Annotated in this window: 17 protein-coding genes and 1 pseudogene; 3 read left to right on the top strand and 15 right to left on the bottom strand. The window is 62.6% G+C overall.

Annotated elements, in window-relative coordinates:
* Positions 1-22 precede the first annotated feature (22 nt).
* The 7 genes from hutG to hutC form a co-directional block, all read right to left on the bottom strand.
* Positions 23-826, bottom strand: a complete 804-nt coding sequence (gene hutG, locus GEV39_RS23220; RefSeq protein WP_173891366.1) for an N-formylglutamate deformylase — start codon at positions 824-826, stop codon at positions 23-25.
* A 10-nt stretch (positions 827-836) separates the two neighbouring features.
* Positions 837-2042, bottom strand: coding sequence for an imidazolonepropionase (gene hutI, locus GEV39_RS23225; protein ID WP_173891367.1), 1206 nt, complete (start codon positions 2040-2042; stop codon positions 837-839).
* A gap of 15 nt (positions 2043-2057) precedes the next feature.
* Positions 2058-3461, bottom strand: a complete 1404-nt coding sequence (locus tag GEV39_RS23230) for an L-histidine transporter HutT (RefSeq protein WP_173891368.1) — start codon at positions 3459-3461, stop codon at positions 2058-2060.
* A 136-nt stretch (positions 3462-3597) separates the two neighbouring features.
* A complete protein-coding gene (gene hutH / locus GEV39_RS23235) occupies positions 3598-5130 on the bottom strand; it encodes a histidine ammonia-lyase (protein WP_173891369.1) in 1533 nt (510 codons plus the stop codon).
* A 105-nt stretch (positions 5131-5235) separates the two neighbouring features.
* On the bottom strand, positions 5236-6909 hold the full coding sequence (hutU, locus tag GEV39_RS23240; RefSeq protein ID WP_173891370.1) for a urocanate hydratase: 1674 nt from the start codon (positions 6907-6909) through the stop codon (positions 5236-5238).
* 258 nt (positions 6910-7167) lie between these two features.
* Entirely contained in the window at positions 7168-7740 is a 573-nt protein-coding gene (locus GEV39_RS23245) for a HutD/Ves family protein (protein ID WP_173891371.1), read from the bottom strand.
* Positions 7737-8447 (bottom strand): histidine utilization transcriptional repressor HutC, encoded by a 711-nt coding sequence (gene hutC, locus GEV39_RS23250; protein ID WP_173891755.1) that lies wholly within the window; start codon positions 8445-8447, stop codon positions 7737-7739. The genes GEV39_RS23245 and hutC overlap by 4 nt, the downstream gene beginning before the upstream one ends.
* Before the next feature lie 144 nt (positions 8448-8591).
* Here hutC and GEV39_RS23255 point away from each other — a divergent pair, with 144 nt between their 5' ends.
* Positions 8592-9956 carry a formimidoylglutamate deiminase gene (locus tag GEV39_RS23255; RefSeq protein WP_173891372.1) on the top strand — a complete coding sequence of 455 codons (1365 nt, stop codon included), beginning with the start codon at positions 8592-8594 and terminating at the stop codon, positions 9954-9956.
* A 252-nt stretch (positions 9957-10208) separates the two neighbouring features.
* Positions 10209-11567: pseudogene (locus GEV39_RS23260) on the top strand (IS3 family transposase).
* A 106-nt stretch (positions 11568-11673) separates the two neighbouring features.
* Here the strand turns inward: GEV39_RS23260 and GEV39_RS23265 are convergent.
* The 5 genes from GEV39_RS23265 to GEV39_RS23285 all read right to left on the bottom strand — a co-directional run bounded on the left by GEV39_RS23265 (position 11674) and on the right by GEV39_RS23285 (position 16978).
* Entirely contained in the window at positions 11674-12246 is a 573-nt protein-coding gene (locus tag GEV39_RS23265) for a lipocalin family protein (RefSeq protein WP_173891373.1), read from the bottom strand.
* The gene (gene bamE, locus GEV39_RS23270) at positions 12243-12497 is read right to left on the bottom strand and encodes an outer membrane protein assembly factor BamE domain-containing protein (RefSeq protein ID WP_009681214.1); all 255 of its coding nucleotides are present in this window, start codon (positions 12495-12497) and stop codon (positions 12243-12245) included. Before bamE ends, GEV39_RS23265 begins: the two co-directional genes overlap by 4 nt.
* Before the next feature lie 227 nt (positions 12498-12724).
* Complete coding sequence (locus tag GEV39_RS23275; protein ID WP_173891374.1) at positions 12725-13321, bottom strand: DUF924 family protein; 597 nt, start codon at positions 13319-13321, stop codon at positions 12725-12727.
* Positions 13322-13324: 3 nt separating this feature from the next.
* Entirely contained in the window at positions 13325-14335 is a 1011-nt protein-coding gene (locus tag GEV39_RS23280; protein WP_009681216.1) for a class 1 fructose-bisphosphatase, read from the bottom strand.
* A gap of 192 nt (positions 14336-14527) precedes the next feature.
* A complete protein-coding gene (locus GEV39_RS23285) occupies positions 14528-16978 on the bottom strand; it encodes a glycogen/starch/alpha-glucan phosphorylase (protein ID WP_173891375.1) in 2451 nt (816 codons plus the stop codon).
* A 186-nt stretch (positions 16979-17164) separates the two neighbouring features.
* Between GEV39_RS23285 and GEV39_RS23290 the strand changes: the two genes are divergently transcribed.
* Entirely contained in the window at positions 17165-17569 is a 405-nt protein-coding gene (locus GEV39_RS23290) for a YkgJ family cysteine cluster protein (RefSeq protein ID WP_003249225.1), read from the top strand.
* A gap of 20 nt (positions 17570-17589) precedes the next feature.
* Here GEV39_RS23290 and GEV39_RS23295 read toward each other — a convergent pair whose 3' ends face one another.
* The 3 genes from GEV39_RS23295 to thiI all read right to left on the bottom strand — a co-directional run bounded on the left by GEV39_RS23295 (position 17590) and on the right by thiI (position 22605).
* The gene (locus GEV39_RS23295; RefSeq protein ID WP_173891376.1) at positions 17590-19017 is read right to left on the bottom strand and encodes a PhoPQ-activated protein PqaA family protein; all 1428 of its coding nucleotides are present in this window, start codon (positions 19015-19017) and stop codon (positions 17590-17592) included.
* A gap of 184 nt (positions 19018-19201) precedes the next feature.
* Entirely contained in the window at positions 19202-21022 is a 1821-nt protein-coding gene (typA, locus tag GEV39_RS23300; protein ID WP_009681218.1) for a translational GTPase TypA, read from the bottom strand.
* 128 nt (positions 21023-21150) lie between these two features.
* Positions 21151-22605, bottom strand: a complete 1455-nt coding sequence (thiI, locus tag GEV39_RS23305) for a tRNA uracil 4-sulfurtransferase ThiI (RefSeq protein ID WP_173891377.1) — start codon at positions 22603-22605, stop codon at positions 21151-21153.
* Positions 22606-23002 lie beyond the last annotated feature (397 nt).

Consider the following 23002-nt stretch of genomic DNA (forward strand, 5'->3'; position numbering starts at 1 on the left):
CCACGCGACGGCGCGCCGCCCATTACTTGCCGTGATGCTCCCGGCCCCATGCCAATGCGGCCTGGAGCAACGCCTTCAACACCTCGCGCGTCGGCTGGGCGCGGTCTTCGCGGTAGGTAAACGGCTCCTGCTCTTCCATGTAGGTGCTTTGCGCCAGCTCCAGCTGTACGGCATGGATGTCATGCGCCGGGTCGCCGTAATGCCGGGTGATGTGGCCGCCCTTGAAGCGCCCGTTAAGCACATGGCTGTAACCCTGGGCTTGGCTGCACACCTGCACCAGCCGCTCGGCCAGGCCCGGGTCGCAACTGGCGCCATTGAACGTGCCCAGGTTGAAGTCCGGCAGCTTGCCTTCGAACAGGTGCGGGATCAGCGAACGAATCGAGTGGGCATCCCACAGCAGCGCGTAGCCGTAGGTTTCCCGCAGGCGCGCCAGCTCATTGCGGATCGTTTGGTGATAAGGCTGCCAGATTGTCGCCAGGCAGGCCCTGCGCGCTTCGGCAGTGGGCTCCAGCCCCTGCTTGAACAAAGGCTCGCCATCGAACAGCGTGGCCGGATACAAGCCGGTTGTAGCGCCGGCATATAACGGTTTGTCGTCAGCCGGGCGGTTCAAGTCGATGACGAACCGCGAATATTGCGCGGCGACCACGCTGGCCCCCAGTTCCCGGGCAAAGTCGTAAAGACGTGGTATGTGCCAATCCGTGTCGGGCAGGCTGCGCGCTTGGTCGACCAGGCCCTGGTCTACGGCCGGGGTCAGCTTGAGGCCGGCGTGGGGCATGCTGATCAGCAACGGCAAATGCCCCTGGTGGAAACTCAATACCTTGTCCATCTTGCCTCCCTCAATTGGAAATCTCATGGCCACTGCGCACCACGCGCTTGGGCAGGTCGCCGCCGAGCCAGTACGCCAGATCGGCGGGGCGCTCGACCTGCCAGGCGACGAAGTCGGCCACCTTGCCAACTTCCAGCGAGCCGTGGCTGTCACCCAGGCCCAGCGCGGTGGCGGCATGCACCGTGACGCCGGCCAGGGCTTCTTCCGGCGTCATACGCAAGCACGTACAGCCCATGTTCAGCATCAACCGCAGCGACAACACGGGCGAGGTACCCGGGTTGAGGTCGCTGGCAAGGGCGATCTTCACCCCATGGCGGCGCAAGGCGTCCATCGGCGGCAGTTGCGTTTCGCGCAAAAAATAGAAAGCGCCCGGCAGCAGCACCGCGACCGTGCCCGCCTTGGCCATGGCCATGGCGTCTTCTTCAGTCATAAATTCCAGGTGGTCGGCCGACAGCGCCCGGTAACGCGCAGCCAGGCTGGAGCCGTGTAGCGAAGACAACTGTTCGGCGTGCAGCTTGACCGGCACCCCCAATGCCCGCGCCTTGATGAACACCCGCTCGACCTGGGCCGGGGTGAACGCCAGGTGTTCGCAGAAGGCGTCCACTGCGTCCACCAGGCCTTCGCCGACCAGGCTTGGCAGCAGTTCGTCGCAGATGTGCGTGATGTAGTCGTCCGCCCGGCCGGTGTACTCCGGTGGCAAGGCATGAGCAGCCAGGCAGGTGGCCCGCACCGTCAGTGGCAGGGCATCCGCCAGCCGCCTGGCCACGCGCAGCATCTTGCGTTCGTTGGCCAGGTCCAGGCCGTAGCCGGATTTGACCTCAAGGGTTGTCACGCCGTCGCGCATCAAGGCTTGAACCCGCTGGCGCGCACTGGCGAACAGTTCATCCTCGCTGGCCGCGCGGGTGGCCCGCACGGTGCTGGCAATGCCCCCGCCCTGAGCGGCGATTTCGGCATAGCTGACGCCTTGCAGGCGCTGTTCGAACTCGCCACTGCGGTTGCCACCGAATACCGCGTGGGTATGGCAGTCGATCAGCCCGGGGGTGACCCAGGCGCCGCCCAGGTCCACCGTGCGCTCGGCCTCGACCGGGCCCAGCCCGGCCCGCGGGCCGATCCATTCGATCAGCCCGGCGTGGGTGACGATGGCCGCATCTTCGATAAGCGAATAACGGCCTTCGGCCATGGTTGCCGCATGGCAGTGCTGCCAGAGGGTTCTCATGCACAATCTCCTGTACTAGCGGTGTAGCTCAACCGGCTCTGCAACTGGCTGGCCCTGCCCTGCCCGCGGCTTGCACCACAGCAGGTAGGACGCCACCAGGAACACCACCCAGACCACACCGACGATCAACGCCGCCTGGGTGTCCGGGAAGTAACCGAGCACGCCAAAGATGAACACCATGAAGGCAATGGCCATGGCCGGGCCATAGGGCCAGAACGGTACCGGGAACTTCAGCTGGGCGACCTCTTCACGGCGCATGCTGCGGCGCATGGCCACCTGGGTAACCAGGATCATCAACCACACCCAGACGGTGGCGAAGGTGGCGATCGAGGCGATCAGCAGGAAGACGTTCTCGGGGATAAGGTAGTTGAGCAGCACGCCGACCAGCAGTGCGGCCCCCATCACGACCACGGTCATCCACGGCACGCCGTGCCTGGACAACTTGCTGAAGCCGCGCGGCGCATGGCCTTGCTGGGCCAGACCATACATCATGCGGCCGGCACCGAAGATGTCGCTGTTGATGGCCGAGATCGCCGCCGAGATCACCACCACGTTCAGCACCGCAGCCGCCGAGCCGATGCCCAGGTTGCTGAAGATCTGCACGAACGGACTGCCCTGGCTACCGATCTGCGGCCATGGGTACAGGCACATCAGCACGAACAAGGTGAGCACATAGAACAGCAAGATGCGCAGCGGCACCGCGTTGATCGCCTTGGGGATCACGCGCTGTGGGTCTTTGGCCTCACCGGCCGTGACACCGATGATCTCGATGCCGCCAAAAGCGAACATCACCACGGCGAACGAGGCGATCAGGCCACCGACGCCATTGGGCATGAAGCCGCCATGGTCGAACAGGTTGCTCACGCCAACGGCCTGCCCGCTGCCCACCTGGCTGAAGCCGAAGGCCATGATGCCCAGGCCGGCGAGGATCATCGCCACGATGGCGCCGACCTTGAGCAACGACAGCCAGAACTCCATTTCGCCAAAGACCTTGACGTTGCACAGGTTCAGGCCGCCAATCAGGAACACGATGCCCAGCACCCAGATCCAGCGAGCGACCTCGGGGAACCAGAACCCCATGTAGATGCCGAAGGCGGTCACATCGGCGATGGCGACGATGACCATCTCGAAGGCGTAGGTCCAGCCGAGGATGAAGCCGGCCATAGGGCCGAGGTAGGTGGTGGCGTAGTGGCCGAAGGAGCCGGCCACCGGGTTGTGCACGGCCATTTCGCCGAGGGCGCGCATGACCATGAACACGGCGGCGCCGCCGATCAGGTAGGCCAGCAACACGGCTGGGCCGGCCATCTGGATGGCCGAGGCAGAGCCGTAGAACAGCCCGGTGCCGATGGCCGAACCGAGGGCCATGAAACGGATGTGGCGGGCGCTTAGCCCACGCTTGAGACCTTGAGCTTGTTGCATGTCACGTCCTTGAATTGTTTTTGTGGTCGTGAGGTCGAGAGGGGGGCTGCCTTGCAGCCAGATCGCCGGCAAGCCAGCTCCCTCACTGTGGGAGCCGGCTGGCCGGCGATTGGGCCGCATGGCGGCCCCAGAGGCATTACAGGCTTGGCAGCACACCGGCCGGCAGCAAACCGGTCAGGCTCCCCTTGGCCAACAGTTCCACGGCCTTCTCGATGTCTGGCGCAAAGAAACGGTCACGGTCGTAGTGCGGCACTTCGCTGCGCAGTGCCTGGCGCGCCTGCTCCAGCTTGGTGGAGGTCTTCAGGCCTTTGCGCAGGTCGAGGCCCTGGCAGGCACCCAGCCATTCGATGGCCAGGACGCCTCGGGTATTCTCGGCCATTTCCCACAGGCGCTTGCCGGCAGCCGGGGCCATCGAAACGTGGTCTTCCTGGTTCGCCGAGGTGGGCAGGCTGTCGACGCTGTGCGGGTGGGACAAGGCCTTGTTCTCGCTGGCCAGCGCAGCAGCGGTCACCTGGGCAATCATGAAGCCGGAGTTGACCCCGCCATTTTCCACCAGGAACGGCGGCAGCTGGGACATGTGCTTGTCCATCATCAGCGAGATGCGGCGCTCGCTGAGCGAGCCGATTTCGGCGATGGCCAGGGCAATGTTGTCGGCGGCCATGGCCACCGGCTCGGCGTGGAAGTTGCCGCCGGAAATCACGTCCCCTTCGGCAGCGAACACCAGCGGGTTGTCGGATACGGCGTTGGCTTCGACCGCCAGCACTTCGGCGGCCTGGCGCAACTGGGTCAGGCACGCACCCATGACCTGCGGCTGGCAGCGCAACGAATACGGGTCCTGCACCTTGTCGCAGTTCTTGTGCGACAGCGACACTTCGCTGGCGTCGCCCAGCAGGTCGCGGAAGCACGCCGCGGTGTCGATCTGGCCGCGCTGGCCCCGCACTTCGTGGATACGCGCATCGAATGGCGAACGCGAACCCAGCGCGGCTTCGACGCTCAGGCCACCGCAGGCAATGGCGGCGGCGTAAAGGTCTTCACCCTGGAACAGGCCGCGCAGGGCATAGGCGGTGGAAGCCTGCGTGCCGTTGAGCAGGGCCAGGCCCTCCTTGGCGGCCAGGGTCAATGGCTCGAGGCCGGCCACAGCCAGCGCTTCGGTCGCTGACAGCCACTGGCCCTTGTAGCGTGCCTTGCCTTCGCCCAGCAGCACCAGCGACATGTGCGCCAAGGGGGCGAGGTCACCGGAAGCCCCGACCGACCCTTTCAGCGGGATGTGCGGGTAGACTTCGGCGTTGACCAGGGCGATCAGCGCGTCGATGACCTTGCGGCGAATGCCGGAGAACCCGCGGCTGAGGCTGTTGATCTTCAGCACCATGATCAGCCGCACCAGGTCGTCATCCAGCGGCGCACCGACACCGGCAGCGTGGGACAGCACCAGCGAGCGTTGCAGGTTTTCCAAGTCGTGGCTGGCGATACGGGTCGACGCCAGCAGGCCAAAGCCGGTATTGATACCGTAGGCGGTGCGGTCTTCGGCAATGATCTGCTCAACGCAGGCCACACTGGCGTCAATGGCTGGCGCGGCGCTGGCAGCCAGCTGCAGGCGCACGGGCGCGGCGTGAATGGCGCGCAGCTGGGCCAGGGTCAGGGTGCCTGGCTTGAGGGTGAATTCGGTCACGTTGCTACTCCAGTCGCTTGGAGCCACAGGCCCGTCTGTGGTGCCTGCGCGCTCCTTCTTGTTGTTGAGTATCACCCCTTGCGGGGTGCGAGCCAAAGCCGGCGATCAGCCCGTGATCATCGGCAGATCCAGGCCCTGCTCCCTGGCGCAGTCGATGGCAATGTCGTAGCCGGCATCGGCGTGGCGCATGACACCGGTCCCCGGGTCGTTGGTCAGCACGCGGGCGATACGCTCGGCGGCTTCGTCGGTACCGTCGCAGACGATGACCATGCCCGAGTGCTGGGAGAAGCCCATGCCCACGCCGCCACCGTGGTGCAGCGAGACCCAGGTGGCGCCGCCTGCGGTATTGAGCAAGGCGTTGAGCAGCGGCCAGTCGGAGACAGCGTCCGAGCCGTCGCGCATGGCTTCGGTTTCGCGGTTGGGGCTGGCCACCGACCCGGAGTCCAGGTGGTCGCGGCCAATCACTACCGGCGCCGACAGCTCGCCGCTGCGGACCATTTCGTTGAACGCCAGGCCCAGCTTGGCACGCAGCCCCAGGCCAACCCAGCAGATACGCGCCGGCAAGCCCTGGAAGCTGATGCGCTCGCGGGCCATGTCCAGCCAGCGGTGCAGGTGGGCGTCGTCGGGGATCAGCTCCTTGACCTTGGCGTCGGTCTTGTAGATGTCGACGGCCTCACCGGACAGCGCCGCCCAGCGGAACGGGCCAACGCCGCGGCAGAACAACGGGCGGATGTAAGCGGGTACGAAACCTGGGAAGTCGAAGGCGTTCGCTACGCCTTCTTCCTTGGCCATCTGGCGGATGTTGTTGCCGTAGTCGAACGTCGGGACGCCCTGCCTCTGGAAGTCGAGCATGGCCTGCACGTGCACGGCCATCGACTGCTTGGCGGCCTTGACCACTGCCGCAGGTTCGGTCTGCGCGCGGTCGCGGTACTGTGCCCAGGTCCAGCCTGCGGGCAGGTAACCGTTGAGTGGGTCGTGGGCGCTGGTCTGGTCGGTGACCATGTCCGGGCGCACGCCGCGCTTGACCAGTTCGGGCAGGATTTCGGCGGCGTTGCCGTGCAGGGCGATGGAGATTGCCTGGCCTTCGGCGGTGTACCTGGCGATGCGGGCCAGGGCGTCGTCGAGGTCGGTGGCCTGCTCGTCGACGTAGCGGGTTTGCAGGCGGAAGTCGATGCGGCTCTGCTGGCATTCGATGTTCAGCGAGCAAGCCCCGGCCAGGGTCGCCGCCAGTGGCTGGGCACCGCCCATGCCGCCCAGGCCGGCGGTGAGTACCCACTTGCCTTTCAGATTGCCGCCATAGTGCTGACGACCGGCTTCGACGAAGGTTTCGTAGGTGCCCTGGACGATGCCCTGGCTACCGATGTAGATCCAGCTGCCGGCGGTCATCTGGCCGTACATGGCCAGGCCTTTGGCATCCAGCTCGTTGAAGTGCTCCCAGCTGGCCCAGTGCGGCACCAGGTTGGAGTTGGCGATCAATACACGTGGGGCGTTGCTGTGGGTCTTGAACACCCCGACCGGCTTGCCCGACTGCACCAGCAGGGTTTCGTCGTCTTCCAGGCGGGTCAGGGTTTCGACGATCTTGTCGTAGCACGCCCAGTTGCGCGCGGCACGGCCGATGCCCCCGTAAACCACCAGCTCCTTCGGGTTCTCCGCGACCTGCGGGTCGAGGTTGTTCATCAGCATGCGCAGTGGCGCTTCGGTGAGCCAGCTTTTGGCGGTGAGCTTGTTGCCACGTGGGGCACGGATTTCAACGTCACGGTATTTATTGTTGTCGGTCACGGGAAGGGTCCTCTGCGGTCGTCCGCGGGCGGGTATGTCGTGGTCGATATACAAACACACCTTTACTTGTATGTACAAGCATGGACAACCAAAATAATCGGAACGGTCCGCTGAATGGATAGGACAACAAAGGGGCCGCTGCGCGCCCCAATCGCCGGCAAGCCAGCTCCCACAGGTAAACCTTAGCCTTCGAGACTTGTGGCATACCTGTGGGAGCTGGCTTGCCGGCGATTGGGATGCAAAGCAGCCCCGGCTATCTCAAGTTGGAATGAGTTCGATCAGGCAGCACCGCCCCTGCACATCCAGCTCCAGCAACGCTTCGTTGCCCTCCAGCCGCAGGCAGTCATACAACCCCAGCCGCTGCGTCTCACGCCCAGCCAAGGCCACCTCGACCTGGCTACAGGCCGCAAACAGCAACACCGTCGACGCCGAGCTGTACATGCGCTGGGTACCGTCCAGCCACTGCAACCGCGCGCGATAACGCTGCGGCGCATAGATCAGGTTGAAATCGCGTATCGCCCCGCCCAGCAACCTGCAACTGACCTGGCTCTCGCCACTGAAGGCAAATGCATCGCAGGCCAGCAAAGGCCGGCTGGCCTGGCCGTCCACCACCAGGCGCATGCCGTCGCCCTGCAGCACAGTGATGATCCGCTGGTAACCGGCAAACGTGGAAAAGCCGCCCGAGTCCTCGATATCGGCGATCGACAGACGCCAGCCGAAGCCGTCCAGGCCTTCGCCGCTGTCGCGGGTGATTTCTTCAGTGAAACCGCCACCGTTCTTCCATGGCATGCGCGGGTAATCCTGCGCGCGCAGCACCTGCAACTGGCTCATTTGCTGAAACGCCCCTCCAGGCGATGACGCGATCCGGGGTGGATCAGCCGCGCGGCAGTCACCGGCTGGCGGCCCGACCAGGTGCGGCGCCGGATCAGCAGGCAAGGCTCGCCCCGCTCGATCTGCAGCAGCCGGCATTCCTCCGGCTCGGCGAGGATCGCCTCGACCACGTGCTCGCCTTCGGTCAAGGGCGCGACCTGGGACAGGTAGGCGTAGGGCGTCTGCCGGGTAAAATCCTGCTTGAGGTAGTCGGGTGCGATCGCCGCATTGACGTAACGGTCCTCGATCTGCACCGGCACGCCGTTCTCGAAATGCACGATCAGCGAATGAAACACCCGCTGGCCCTCGCGCATGTCCAAGGCCAGGGCGCGCTCGGAGCCGGCCGCTTCCTCGGTGAGGGTGATGACCTGACACGTATGCTTGTGGCCACGGGCGGCAATTTCGTCGGCGATGTTGTTCACCTCGAACAGCGCCGACCGACCTTTGGGCTCAGCCACGAAAGTGCCCACCCCTTGCATGCGCACCAGCAGGCCTTCGGCCGTGAGTTCTCGCAGGGCGCGGTTGATGGTCATGCGGCTGAAGCCGAGCTCGTTGACCAGCTCGCTCTCCGAGGGGACCCGGTGATGCGGCGGCCAGCTGCCGTTGTCGATCTGCTGGGCGATCATCTGTTTGACCCGCGCATACAGCGGCGCCGGGCCCTCGCCCATCTGGGCAACCAGCGCGGAGACAGGAGGTGTCGGCACGGCGTTGGATCCTTGTGCAAATGTAATGGGCGGTAGCTTGCCGCAGTTTACCCGGCAGGCAAACGCCTGTATATGTATATACAAGCTAACAATAACAGGATTTGCACCATGCCCGCCTACTTCGCCGAACGTGCCCTGCTGCCCAGCGGCTGGGCCCGCCATGTCCGCATCGAGGTCGCCGGCGATGGCTACGTGGCCAGTATCGAGCCTGGGGCTGCGCCTGAGGGGGCCGAACGGCTCGCCGGGCCTTTGGTCCCCGGCATGCCCAACCTGCACTCGCATGCCTTTCAACGCGCCATGGCGGGGCTGGCCGAGGTTGCTGGCAACCCCAACGACAGCTTCTGGACCTGGCGCGACCTGATGTACCGGCTGGTCGGCCAGGTCAGCCCAGAACAGCTGCAGGTCATTGCCCGCCAGCTGTACATCGAGATGCTCAAGGCCGGCTACACCGCGGTCGCCGAGTTTCACTATGTGCACCATGACCAGGCCGGCAAGCCCTACGCCGACCCCGCCGAGTTATCCCGCCGCATCAGTGCGGCCGCCGCTGACAGTGGTATCGGCCTGACCTTGTTGCCGGTGCTGTACAGCCATGCCGGGTTCGGCGGCCTGGCGCCGAACCACGGCCAGCGACGCTTTATCAACACTACCGACCAGTACCTGCAACTGCAGGCGCAACTGGCCCCCGCGCTGGCCGCACAGCCCGCGCAGCGCCTGGGCCTGTGCTTCCACTCGCTACGGGCGGTGGCGCCGGCGCAGCTCGCCGAAGTGCTGGCGGCCAGCAACACGCAAGCACCGGTGCATATCCATATCGCCGAGCAGCAGAAGGAAGTCGACGACTGCCTGGCCTGGAGCGGCCTGCGGCCCCTGCAGTGGCTGTACGAGCATGTCGACGTCGACCGGCGCTGGTGCCTGGTACACGCCACCCACGCAGCAGCCGACGAAGTGGCAGCCATGGCCCGCAGCGGCGCAGTGGCAGGCCTGTGCCTGACCACTGAGGCCAACCTGGGCGACGGGATTTTCCCGGCCGTGGAGTTCCTGGCCCAGGGCGGGCGCATGGGCATTGGTTCAGACAGCCATGTATCGCTGAGCGTGGTCGAGGAATTACGCTGGCTGGAATATGGCCAGCGGCTGCGTGACCAGCGCCGCAACCGCCTGTATCGCGGCGACCAGCCAATGGTCGGGCGCACCCTGTATGACGCCGCGCTGGCGGGCGGCGCCCAAGCTCTGGGGCAGCCAATCGGGGCGCTGGCCGTGGGCAAACGTGCCGACTGGCTGGTGCTCGACGGGCAGGACCCTTACCTGGCGATGGCCGAGGGTGATGCCATCCTCAACCGCTGGCTGTTTGCCGGCGGCGATCGCCAGGTGCGCGATGTGATGGTGAATGGGCAGTGGGTAGTGCGCCAGGGGCGGCACGCCCAGGAGGAACAAAGCCGGGTGGCGTTTGCCGAGGTACTGCGGCAGTTGCTGGGGTAATTCAGGGCCATCACAAAGCTTGAGAACTACGTAGCACCTGTGGGAGCTCACACAGCCCTACGGGCTGCGCTGTCCAATTCGTAAGCGCGATGCGGGCCTGTGGGAGCGGGCGCGCCCGCGAAAAATCCACCGCGGTGGCTTGCACCGGCTCCGCCGGTGTTCGCGGCGGTTCGACGCCTCGACACGCCCGCTCCCACAGGGTGGACTGCCCCCAAGAAGTTGGACACCAATCCAATTTCTTGGGGTGTCCATATGAGCAAGTACTCAGACCAATTCAAGCTTACAGCCGTTCATGCCTACCTGGAGGGTGGTGAAGGTTTCCGAAAAGTAGCCCAGCGACTTGCAGTGGACTTCAGCCTGCTGCGGCGCTGGGTCTCCAGCTTCCAGAAACATGGCCAGTTCAGTCTGCGTAAACCAGGCCAGCGGTACAGTGCGACCTACAAGCGCTCAGTCCTTGAGTACATGCACAAGCATCAGCTTTCCTTGCGCCAGACCGCCGCCCATTTTGGTCTTGGTCAGTCTTCGCAGATAGGCATTTGGGCGCGGCAGTACTACAGTGGAAGTCCGGCTTCGCCTGCTCCCAAGAGAAGAAAACCTGCTGCCATGTCGAAAAAGCCTTACCCCATCAAACCCACAACCTCTGATGACACCGATAAAAGCCGCGACCAGTTGCTGGCTGAGCTTGAATGGCTGCGCATGGAGAACGCTTACCTAAAAAAGCTGGAAGAGTTGAAGAAGCAGGAGCGAAGGCAGCCCAAAAAACCCTGATCGTGTCTGCGCTCAAGGACAGGTTTCCCTTGGCCGCTGTTCTGGAGTTGGCGGATCTGCCGCGCAGTACGTTCTATTACCAGCTTCAAGCGCAGGCCAACCTGATAGCATGCTGCTCTGAAGCAGATGATTCAGCGTGTCTATCACGAGGAAAAAGGGCTTTACGGTTACCGGCGCGTTGCGATCGTGATCCGCAATGGCGGGACCTTGGTTAACAAAAAAGTGGTGGAGCGTTTGATGATCGAGCTTGATCTTCGCTCACTCGTGCGGCCGAAAAAATATCGGTCGTACAAGGGAGTCGTCGGCACCATCGCGCCCAACCTGCTGGAGCGAAACTTTATCGCCCAGCGCCCGAATCAGAAGTGGGTGACCGATGTGACCGAGTTCAAAGTGGCTCAGGAAAAAGTCTACCTCTCCCCCGTGATGGACTTGTACAACGCCGAAATTGTGGCCTACGAAGTGGCCAGCAGGCCATGCCTTGGGCTGGTTACCAACATGCTGGGCAAGGCCTTCAAGCGCCTGGGAAACAAGCCGAAACTGGTACTCCACTCGGATCAAGGCTGGCACTACCAACACTCGCAGTACCGCCACAAACTGGCCGAGCAAGGGGTGAAGCAGAGCATGTCACGCAAAGGAAACTGCTTGGATAATGCGGCTATGGAGAGCTTTTTTGGTACGCTTAAGTCCGAATTTTTCTACCCGCAGCGCTTCAAGAGCGTTGAAGAACTGAAATCCGGTCTGGATGAGTACATCCACTACTACAACCATGACCGCATCAAGCTAAAGCTCAATGGCATGAGCCCTGTGAAATACAGGGCTCATGCTGCAGGGGCTGCTAGCTGAAACTGTCCAACTTATTGGGGGCAGTCCAGGGCCCCTGCTAAATCTATAAGTTATGTAGTGCTCTATGAGAGATGGCTTGCCGGCGATAAGGCCGGCAACGCTGCCATCAATGCATCTTGACGATTTGCTGGTCGGAAGCGCGCCAGATCAAGCGGCTGGTGTCATAGCCCTGCTGGCGGGCCTTGGCCAACAGGTTCTCGCGCTGCCAGGCCGGTAGGGTCGGCGTGCGTGACAGGATCCACAGGTACTTACGGTCCGGGCTGCCGACGATGGCAGTGCGGTAGCGTTCGTCGACGTACAAAATCCAGTACTCACCCCGCGCCACGCCCGGCACCAGCTTGGTGAACCAGTTATCGAACTCGACCCACAACTTATCGGTATGGCCCGGCTCCTGGATATTGGCATGTCCCTCGGCGCGCAACCATTCGTCACCCATGGTGCGGCAACGGTTGAGTACCCCGTAGCTGCCATCGGGCTTGAGGTTGTAATGGGCCTCGGACTGTTCGCAGCCCTCCTGGAAGCGCATGGGCAGGCGTGCCAGCTCGTACCATTTGCCCTGGTAACGCTTGAGGTCTACGTTGCCGGCGGTTTTCGGCGCCAACGGGTCATGCACAGAGCCCGCGCAACCGCCCAGCAGCACCGCCAGGCAGACCGCCATCAGCAGGTACACACACCTCATTTGAGGCCCTGCCCTGAGTACATCAGCACTTTGTCAGCCGCATACTGCACGCTGATGAAGCTCTTCTCGTCCCCCCAGGTGCAGCTGCTCATGCCCAACGCGCCGGAACATTCGGTCGGTGTGCCGAGCAACTGCTCGACCTCGGCCTTGCTCATACCGGCCTTGATCTTGGAATAGTTTTCCTGGTTGATTTTGCTGCAGGCAGTCAGCACGACGCACAGCGACAACAGGGCGAGGGAACGCAACGACATTGAAGGACACTCCTGGGTAGATGAGACAGGCGAGTGGCCTGCAGTGACCTTCGACGTGAAAATCCCTCCTTTGTTCCCTGCCCTCCCCCCTATACCCCTACACCATTGGTCGGGTGGCCACTACTGTGCGATTAATCACAAAGCATTAGTTAACGGGCAATAAAAAAGCCGCCCCTTGTGGGAGCGGCCTTGTGTGGCGATGGCCTGCGTAGCAGGGCCCTGCAATCTCAGAACCTGGACCCGGGCTCCAGCAGGAAGTCCATCTCTTCGCTGGTGCTCGGGCGATCCAGCACCAGGTTGCGGTGCGGGAAGCGACCGAACCGGGCGATCACCCGCTGGTGCTGCTGGGCGTAGTCGAGGAAGCCTTCGAACAACCGGCGGCTGGCCTCGGGCTGCTCGGCCAGCAGCACCTGAAAGCGTTCGACGCACAGGTTTTGCCAATCCAGCACCTCGGCGTGCTCCAGCACCACCAGCACGAACACCCGCTGGATCGGCAGCAGCTGGTAGTCCCAGCCCTTCTGCAGGCCCTGCATGGCCACCACCTGGGCACGCCGGTCACCCTCGAAGGCGCGCGGCGTGTCGCGGTAGATCATGCGTGGCAGCTGATCCAGCAGCAGCAGCAGACCCAACCAGCCCTGCGGGCTTTGCTGCCACTCGTCGAGCCCGCCGGCCAGGGCCTGCTCAACCAGTTCACCGAACTGCGCATGGGCCTCGGCATCGTGGTGCTTGCCGAACCACAGCGTGCTCTTCTCGTCAGCCACGGCCTGGGCACTGGTGCCCCAACCGAACCACCATTCCAGCAACGGCTGCCAAGGTGCGAGCATGACTTACTCCTTGTGGTAGGCGGTAACGCGCTCGACCTCTTCTTTCGAGCCGAGAATGACCGACACACGCTGGTGCAGGCTCTCTGGCTTGATGTCGAGGATGCGATCGTAACCATTGGTAGAGGCGCCACCGGCCTGTTCGATGATGAACGACATAGGGTTGGCTTCGTACATCAGGCGCAGCTTGCCCGGCTTGCTTGGCTCGCGGGCGTCACGTGGGTACATGAACAGGCCGCCACGGGTCAGGATGCGGTGCACGTCGGCCACCATCGAGGCGATCCAGCGCATGTTGTAGTTCTTTTTCAGCGGGCCGGTCTCGCCTGCCAGCAACTCGCCGACGTAGCGCTGCACCGGGGCTTCCCAGTGGCGCTGGTTGGACATGTTGATGGCGAACTCGGCGGTGGTTTCCGGCACGCGGATGTTCTCGTGGGTAAGCACGAAGCTGCCCAGCTCGCGGTCCAGGGTGAAGCCCTTCACGCCGTTGCCCAAGGTGAGGATGAGCATGGTCTGCGGGCCGTAGATGGCGTACCCGGCAGCCACCTGCTGGGTGCCTGGCTGCAGGAAGGCGTTTTCGTTCAGGGTTTCATTCTGGCTCAGGTACTCGTTAGGGCAACGCAGTACCGAGAAGATGGTGCCGACCGACACGTTGACGTCGATGTTCGACGAACCGTCCAGCGGGTCGAAGACCAGCAGGTAGGCGCCTTTGGGGTACTTGCCCGGAATCTGGTAGGCGTTGTCCATTTCTTCCGAGGCCATGCCGGCCAGGTGGCCGCCCCACTCGTTGGCCTCCAGCAGGATATCGTTGGAAATCACGTCCAGTTTCTTCTGGACTTCGCCCTGCACGTTTTCCGTGCCCATGCTGCCCAGCACACCGCCGAGGGCGCCCTTGGACACGTGATGGCTGATTTCCTTGCACGCACGCGCCACCACTTCGATCAGGAAGCGCAGATCGGCAGGGGTATTGTTGCTGCGGGTCTGCTCAATCAGATAGCGACTCAGGGTAACGCGGGACATGTATGGCTCCGAAAGGATGGGGGAGATGAAAAACCCCCGCAGTTTACAGGGAGAGTTGCAGGCTAGCGAGTGATGAGACTCGCCACGGCACTCTGACGGCACAATCGGTCGGTAGTTCAGCGTGTGCCAGGCCGGTGGTCGGCGCCCGCCTTCTTCGCGAGCGAACCCGTGAAGAAAGCGGTGCAGGCATCTTCAATCCAGCGCCTTCCAGATCTGCGTAGCATATTCGCGAATGGTCCGGTCCGATGAGAACCAGCCCATCCGCGCCGTGTTCAGGACCGCCATACGCCACCATTGCTCCGGCGTGTGCCACAAGTCCTCGACGCGCTGCTGGGCATCCCAGTAGGCATCGAAATCGGCGCATACCAGGAAGCGGTCGTAGGCCACCAGCCCATCGATCAAGCCGGTGTAGCGCGAAGGATCGTCCGGCGAGAACACGCCGCTGCGAATCGCCTGCAATACGTCGTTGAGGCGGTTGGACGCAGCAATCGCCGCAGTGGCGCCAAAATCACCCGCCCGCTTGCGCGCCTCGACCTGCTGGGCGGTCAGGCCGAATATGAACATGTTGTCGGCACCGACCTGCTCGCACATTTCCACGTTGGCCCCATCCAGGGTACCGATGGTCAGTGCGCCGTTCAGGCCGAACTTCATGTTGCTGGTGCCCGAGGCTTCGTAACCGGCCGTGGAAATCTGCTCGGAGAGGTCCGCAGCCGGGATGATGCTCTCCGCCAAGCTGACGTTGTAGTTGGGCAGGAACACCACCTTCAACAGGCCACGCACGGTCGGGTCGTTGTTCACCACCCGGGCGATGTCGTTGGTCAACTTGATGATCAGCTTGGCCTGGTGGTAGCTGGCCGCCGCCTTGCCGGCGAAAATCTTCACCCGCGGCACCCAATTGGTGCCAGGGTCGTTGCGCATGGCCTGGTACAGGGCCACGGTATGCAGCAGGTTGAGCAACTGGCGCTTGTACTCGTGAATACGCTTGACCTGCACGTCGAACAGCGCTTCGGGGTTGACCGTTACGCCAACGCGGTCCTGGATGATGCTGGCCAAGGCACGCTTGCTGTGCAGGCGCTGAGCCGCGAACTGCTTGCGGAAACCCGCCTTGTCGGCGAACGGCACCAAACCGGCCAGGCGCCCCTCCGGGTCGTCCTTGAGCTCCGGCCCCAGCGCCTCCACCAGCATGTCGGTGAGTTGCGGGTTGGACTGGTACAACCAGCGGCGGAAGGTAATGCCGTTGGTCTTGTTGTTGATACGCTGCGGATACAACTTGTGCAGCTCGGCGAACACCGTGCTCTTCATCAGCTGGCTGTGCAACGCCGAAACCCCGTTGACGCTGTGCGAGCCGAGGAATGCCAGGTTGCCCATGCGAACTCGGCGGCCGTTGTCTTCCTCGATCAGCGACACCGCCCGCAGCACGTCGAAGTCGTGCAGGCCTTTGGCACGCAGGCTGTCGATATGGTACGCGTTGATCAGGTAGATGATCTGCATGTGCCGCGGCAGCATGCGCTCCATCAACGCCACCGGCCAGGTTTCCAGCGCTTCGGGCAACAGGGTGTGGTTGGTGTAGGCCAGGGTGCCGACGGTCAGCTCCCAGGCCTTGTCCCATGGGATTTCGTGCTGGTCCACCAGCAAGCGCATCAGCTCCGCCACGGCAATGGACGGGTGCGTGTCGTTGAGCTGGATGGCGGCCGCATCGGGCAGATTAAGCAGCGAGGCATGCTGGTTCAGGTGGCGGCGCAGCAAGTCCTGCAGTGACGCGGATACGAAGAAATACTCCTGGCGCAGGCGCAGTTCCTGCCCGGCCTCGGTACTGTCCGCCGGGTACAGCACACGCGAAATGCTCTCGGCACGCGCCACCTCGGCCACTGCGCCCAGGTGGTCACCGGCGTTGAAACGCTCCAGGTGCAGCTCTTCCAGCGCCCGTGCCCGCCACAGGCGCAGGGTGTTGACGCTCGAACCCCGCCAGCCGACCACCGGCGTGTCGTACGCCACCGCACGCACGGTCTCGCCAGGTGACCACACCTGGCGTTGGTTGCCGTTACTGTCGTGCACCGTTTCGACGCTACCGCCAAAGCTGATCGGGTAGATGACTTCGGCACGCTCAAACTCCCAAGGGTTGCCGAAGTCCAGCCAGTTTTCGGTCTGCTCCTGCTGCCAACCATCGACCAGTGCCTGGCGGAACAAGCCATGCTCGTAGCGGATCCCGTAGCCATGGGCGGCAATGCCCAGGGTCGACATGCTTTCCATGAAGCAGGCGGCCAGACGCCCCAGGCCACCGTTGCCCAATGCGGCATCGGGCTCCAGCAGGCGGATGCGCTCCAGGTCCACGTCCAGGTCTTCCAGGGCCTCTCGGGCGATGTCCAGCAAGCCCAGGTTGCTCAGGCTGTCGTAGAGCAGGCGGCCAATCAGAAACTCCAGGGAGAGGTAGTAGACCCGTTTCTGGCTGCGTCGATAGGCCTGGCGGGTGTGGTCCATCCAGTGGTCGACCATGTGATCGCGCGCGGCCAGGGCGATGGCTTCGAACCAGTCATGGTCGAAGGCGTGCTCCGGGTCCTTGCCAACCGCGTAGGTCAGCTTGTTCAGTACGGCAGCGCGAAAATCCGCGACTTCGGCGTCACGAGCTTCAGGTTCCTGAGACATGGGGCATCCTCGGGCAAGTTGACGAAAGCGGAGGGAGAGTGTTCAGACTAGACCCTTCGACAGGGGGAGACAGTTACGGTTCGCAGTTTTCATGCCGACTTGGTGATTCCGGCAAAAGGTTGTTCATAAATTGAACAATTCCGGTATCATCGCGCGCCCCAAGACCGTGATCCGCCCTTTATAAAGATGAAAACGACCCTGATCGCCGCAGCCGAAGTCGACCGCCTGGAGACCTGGCAGCGCTACACCAGCAACATGTGCCATGGCTGCCATTCGACCTGCTGCACCCTGCCGGTGGAGGTGAAGATCAAGGATCTGATCCGCATCGGCGTAGTCGACGAATTCGAGAAAGACGAACCGCCGAAGAACGTGGCCAAGCGCTTGCAAAAAGAAGGCATCATCGAGCGCTTCAACCAGAAGTCAGGCATCTTCACCCTGACCCGGATGAGCAACGACGACTGCATGTATCTGGATCGTAAAAGCCGCCTGTGCACCATTTATGACAAGCGCCCGGACACCTGCCGCAACCACCCCAAGGTTGGCCCGCGGCCGGGGTATTGTGCGTACAAGCCCAAGGTGGTCGGGCGCTGATCAGGTAGCTGGGCGGGCTTTCACCCGCTGCCAGCAGGGAAACTCTGGCAGGCCCCGCCGTGGTCTGTTGGCGGATGCTCCGGATACGCCTGCGGCACCACGCTGACCGCACTGGTGGCGATGAACCCGTCCGCGAATTTCGCTTCTACAAACTGTGCCTGCCACCCCACGGCCGGCATCGGCCGCTGCAGCATGAAGCGCTGGCTGGGCGCGAGCGCTTCAGCTTGATAGCGCACGCCGCAGGCATAACGGAAGTCGCGGTCCTGGCTGTTGGTTGCCGTCCACACCGTCACGGCCACAGGCCGCTCGGACAGCTCGAAAAGTGTTTGTCCTGGCTGCTCGCCGGCTGACGCTCTTACGCTGGGCAGCGGTTTTTCATCGCGCAGACGCACCAGCGCCGGCACCAAGGTACTGATTACCGCGTGGCGCACGCCGCCATGGTCGGAGTTGGGCAGCACCCTCAGGCTGGTCTGCCCTGGGAGGCGTTGCTGATAATCGGTGACCGGGTCAGGGGCGAAGAAATCGTCACCACTGGCCGATACCAGGTATTTGGGTATCGCCAGGCGCTGGCCGTCCTCGTCCAGGTACTGCATCGGGTCCATCATCGCCATCAGCTTGTCGAAGGGCGCAGTACCCAGTTGTTGCAGCACCCCGGCCTGCTGGTAAGGGGCCAAAGCCAATGGCCAGTTGCCGCCATAGCGCTTGCGCAAACCAGCCAGCATGGCTGAGGTATCTGCAACGACGATCACGCTGGGCACGATGGCCATTACTCGCTCGTCGGCCAATGCCGTCAGCCAAGCGCTCCAGCCACGCTTGGAGGCGCCGGTGATGATGAATTGGTTCACCGTGAGCCCTTGCAATTGCAGCTCCTTGACGGCCAGGTCCATTGCCCGGCTTGCCGCTGCAGCCATGGGCACATGCAGGGGCAACTCCGGGGCTGCGGCCCCACGTAGCGCGTGCGCCCAGGTATGCGCTACGGCGTCATCTTCACGCAGGGGCTCGCTGGCATCGCTGAAAGTCACGTACTGGTTGGGCGCGTCGCTGACCATGACCACGGCCATCTGCGTCTTCATGGCGACCTCACGCAATGCGTCGCGAGCGTAGTCCGGGGTTTGCGCCGGACCGTGGCGCACGCCGTTGTTCACCACCAACAGGGCTTTGCCGGGCACCGCATTGTGCGGGATGTGCAGCTCCACATCATGCTGCCAGCGGCGTGGTTCCACCACCGGCTCCGGCGCCCACGATTGCGAAACCATCTGTAGCCGGCGAAACGCGTAACCAGGCTCGAACACCTGTTCAACCAGCACGGACTCCAACGGGGTTTGGCGTACGTTGTCGATATGGCAGCGCGCAACGTGCTGGGGGCGCAGGCCTGTGCAGTCCTGCAGCGCGCTAGCGGGCAAGCTCGCCACCAGGCAGGGGACGAGGAGCGCGAACCGGTATTTCATGAGTGCTTCCTTATCTAGAAATCACTCCACGCTAGGTCACCCTGCCGCCCCCCACAAGGGCGGAAAGCCCATGAGTGGCGTAACTTACGCCTGCTTAAGACATAGACTACAAACCACTTCGCCAAACAAACGAAAACGCCCCCGGCCTTTCGACCGGGGGCGTTTTCATTCAGCCTGAGCTAACTCAGTTCTTGGCTTTCTTGGCAGCGCGGGTACGCTCGCCTTCGTCCAGGATCTTCTTGCGCAGACGGATCGACTTAGGCGTGACTTCGCACAGCTCGTCGTCCTGGATGAATTCCAGGGCCTGTTCCAGGGTGTGGCGAACTGGCGGTACCAGGGCGATGACTTCGTCTTTGCCCGAAGCACGCATGTTGTCCAGCTTCTTGCCCTTGGTCGGGTTCACGCCCAGGTCGTTGTCACGGCTGTTCAGGCCGATGATCTGACCGTTGTAGATCTCCTGGCCGTGTTCAACGAACAGCTTGCCGCGAGCCTGCAGGGTTTCCAGCGAGTAGGTCAGTGCCTTGCCGGTCTCGACCGAAACCAGAACACCGTTCAGGCGGCCAGACATCTGGCCCGACTTCATGGTGTCGTAGCGGTCGAAGATCGAGGTCAGGATGCCTGCACCGTTGGTCAGGGTCAGGAACTGGTTACGGAAGCCGATCAGACCACGGGCTGGAATGTTGTATTCCAGGCGAACACGGCCCTTGCCATCCGGCACCATGTTGGTCAGGTCACCCTTACGCAGGCCCATCTCTTCCATGACCTTGCCCTGGGATTCTTCAGGGATGTCGATGGTGACGTTCTCGAACGGTTCCTGCTTCACGCCGTCGACTTCGCGGATGATCACTTCAGGGCGGCCAACAGCCATCTCGAAGCCTTCACGACGCATGGTTTCGATCAGTACCGACAGGTGCAGCTCGCCACGGCCCGATACCTTGAACTTGTCAGGGGAATCGGTTTCCTGAACGCGCAGGGCTACGTTGTACAGCAGCTCCTTGTCCAGACGGTCCTTGATGTTGCGGCTGGTGACGAACTTGCCTTCTTTACCGCAGAACGGCGAGTCGTTGACCTGGAAGGTCATCGAAACAGTTGGCTCGTCAACGGTCAGCGGCTTCATCGCCTCTACCGCGTCCGGGGCGCACAGGGTGTCGGAGATGAACAGCTCATCGAAACCGCTGATGCAGACGATGTCGCCAGCCTGGGCTTCTTCGACGTCGACGCGGTGCAGGCCGTGGTGGCCCATCAGTTTCAGGATACGGCCGTTACGTTTCTTGCCGTTGGTGTCGATGGCGACCACCGGGGTGTTCGGCTTGACGCGACCACGGGCGATACGGCCAACGCCGATAACACCGAGGAAGCTGTTGTAGTCCAGTGCGGAGATCTGCATCTGGAACGGGCCGTCACGGTCAACAGACGGTGCAGGTACGTTGTCGACGATCGACTGGTACAGCGCGGTCATGTCTTCGCCCATGGCGGTGTGGTCCAGACCGGCAATGCCGTTCAGGGCCGAGGCGTAGACGACTTTGAAGTCCAGCTGTTCATCGGTGGCACCGAGGTTGTCGAACAGGTCGAAGATCTGGTCCAGAACCCAGTCCGGACGCGCGCCCGGGCGGTCAACCTTGTTGATCACGACGATGGGCTTGAGGCCGGCTTCGAAGGCCTTCTTGGTCACGAAGCGGGTTTGCGGCATCGGGCCGTCCTGGGCGTCGACCAGCAGCAGCACCGAGTCGACCATCGACATTACACGCTCGACCTCGCCACCGAAGTCGGCGTGGCCGGGGGTGTCGACGATGTTGATGTGGTAGCCGTTCCAGTTGATAGCGGTGTTCTTCGCCAGAATGGTAATACCGCGCTCTTTTTCCTGGTCGTTGGAGTCCATGACGCGCTCGTCGTTGAGCTCGTTACGCTCCAGGGTGCCGGACTGACGCAGGAGTTTGTCGACCAGGGTGGTTTTACCATGGTCAACGTGGGCGATGATGGCGATGTTACGCAGATTTTCGATCACAAGTGTATCTCGATCAGAGGATTCGGTTGCCGCCCAGTGTAGGCGGCGAATATGTACTGTTTGAGGCTCAGCGGGCCCGGCGGTCGGGAGGGCGATGGCGGATACTGCCGCCATACAGCCCCGGCGTCTTATGTCGGACGATAAACACGCACATTGGCATGTCCCTCACTGAGCAGGTGGTGTGCGTGCAAACGGCTCATCACACCCTTGTCGCAATACAGCAAGTACTGGCGCGTGGGGTCCAGGTGCTTGAACTTGCTGTTGATGGCATAGAACGGCATGGCCTGAACCTCGATACCTTCCAGTACCAGAGGCTGATCTTCCTGGGCGTCGGGGTGACGAATGTCGATGACGACCTGGCCTGGCAGCGCCTCGGCCACTTCCTCGATTTCGATGTCCTTGCCCAATTCATCGATTACGTGGTCGATGGAAATGAACTTGGCGCGCTCCAGGGCGCGCTCCAGCACGGCCATGTCGAACTGCTTTTCTTCGTGCTCCATGCGGTGACGCTTGGCATGGGTGGTCGGGTTCACCGAGATCACGCCACAGTATTCCGGCATGTGCTTGGCGAAGTCGGCGGTGCCGATTTCGGTGGCCTGGTCGATGATGTCCTGCTTATGCGTGGCCAGCAGCGGGCGCAGCACCAACTTGTCGGTGGCCGAGTCGATGATCGACAGGTTCGGCAAGGTCTGGCTCGATACCTGGGAAATCGCCTCGCCGGTCACCAATGCGTCGATCTGCAGGCGGTCGGCCATATGCGCGGCACCGCGCAGCATCATGCGCTTGAGGGTCACGCCCATGTAGCTGTTGTCGACCTTGTTGAGGATTTCGCCAACCACTTCCTCGAACGGCACGCTGATGAACAGCACGCGCTGACTGCTGCCGTACTTCTTCCACAGGTAATGGGCCACTTCCATCACGCCCAGCTCGTGGGCACGGCCGCCGAGGTTGAAGAAGCAGAAGTGGGTCATCAGGCCACGGCGCATCATCTGGTAGGCCGCCACGGTAGAGTCGAAGCCACCGGACATCAGCACCAGGGTCTGCTCCAGCGCACCGAGCGGGTAACCGCCAATGCCATTGTGCTGGTTGTGGATCACATACAGGCGCTGGTTGCGGATCTCGATGCGTACCATCACCTCGGGGTTCTTCAGCGAGATACCGGCAGCGCCGCACTGCTGGCGCAGCTGGCTGCCGACGTATCGGTCGACGTCCATCGAGGTGAAGTCATGGTGACCCCCGCGTTTGCAGCGCACGGCGAAGTGCTTGCCGGCCAACAGGTGGCCAAAATGGTGCTTGCACTTGGCGACGATATCGTCGAAGTCACCCAGCGGGTATTCCTCTACCTGCAGGAAATGGGTGATACCCGGGGTGCAGGTGAGGCGCTCGATCATCTCGCGCTGGACCTTCTCGTCTTCGACGCGGGTAACCACTTCGAGGTTGTCCCACACACCATCCACCGCAAGCTCAGGGTCGAGGTCCTTGAGCACGTTGCGGATATTCTTGCCGAGCTGGCGGATGAAGCGCTTGCGCACCGGCCGGCTCTTGATGGTGATTTCTGGGAAGACTTTGACGATGAGTTTCATTGGTTAACAGCGCGCGCAGGGCCTGCCGAAAATGAGGGGCGCGAATTATATCGGAAATTGCTCAGGATTTGAGCAACTTTTGTACAGAAGGTCGGATTTTATTGCCTGTGTCGCCCTCATAGCCGGCAAACCGGCGCCCACAGGTCATTCGCAGGCCTCAAGTGTTGCGCCTTACCGGTGGGCCCCGCTTGCCGGTGATAAGGCCCTCAAAGAAGGCACACCTTCCAAGATTCGCACCATATCGGTGCGTAAATGCCAAAATCCGCATCTAAAGAGTGCACACTTCAATCCCAGCCCCGGGCAAAATGCCCGTAAACGCCCCCTTTTATCCCGCGCTCGCCATTTTCGGGCACTGGCATGCAATTTGCTCCCTTGTGAGGCAGGTAAGCTTGGCCGA

This window comes from Pseudomonas sp. NY5710 (assembly GCF_013305665.1).
In the GTDB taxonomy this organism is placed as follows: domain Bacteria; phylum Pseudomonadota; class Gammaproteobacteria; order Pseudomonadales; family Pseudomonadaceae; genus Aquipseudomonas; species Aquipseudomonas juntendi.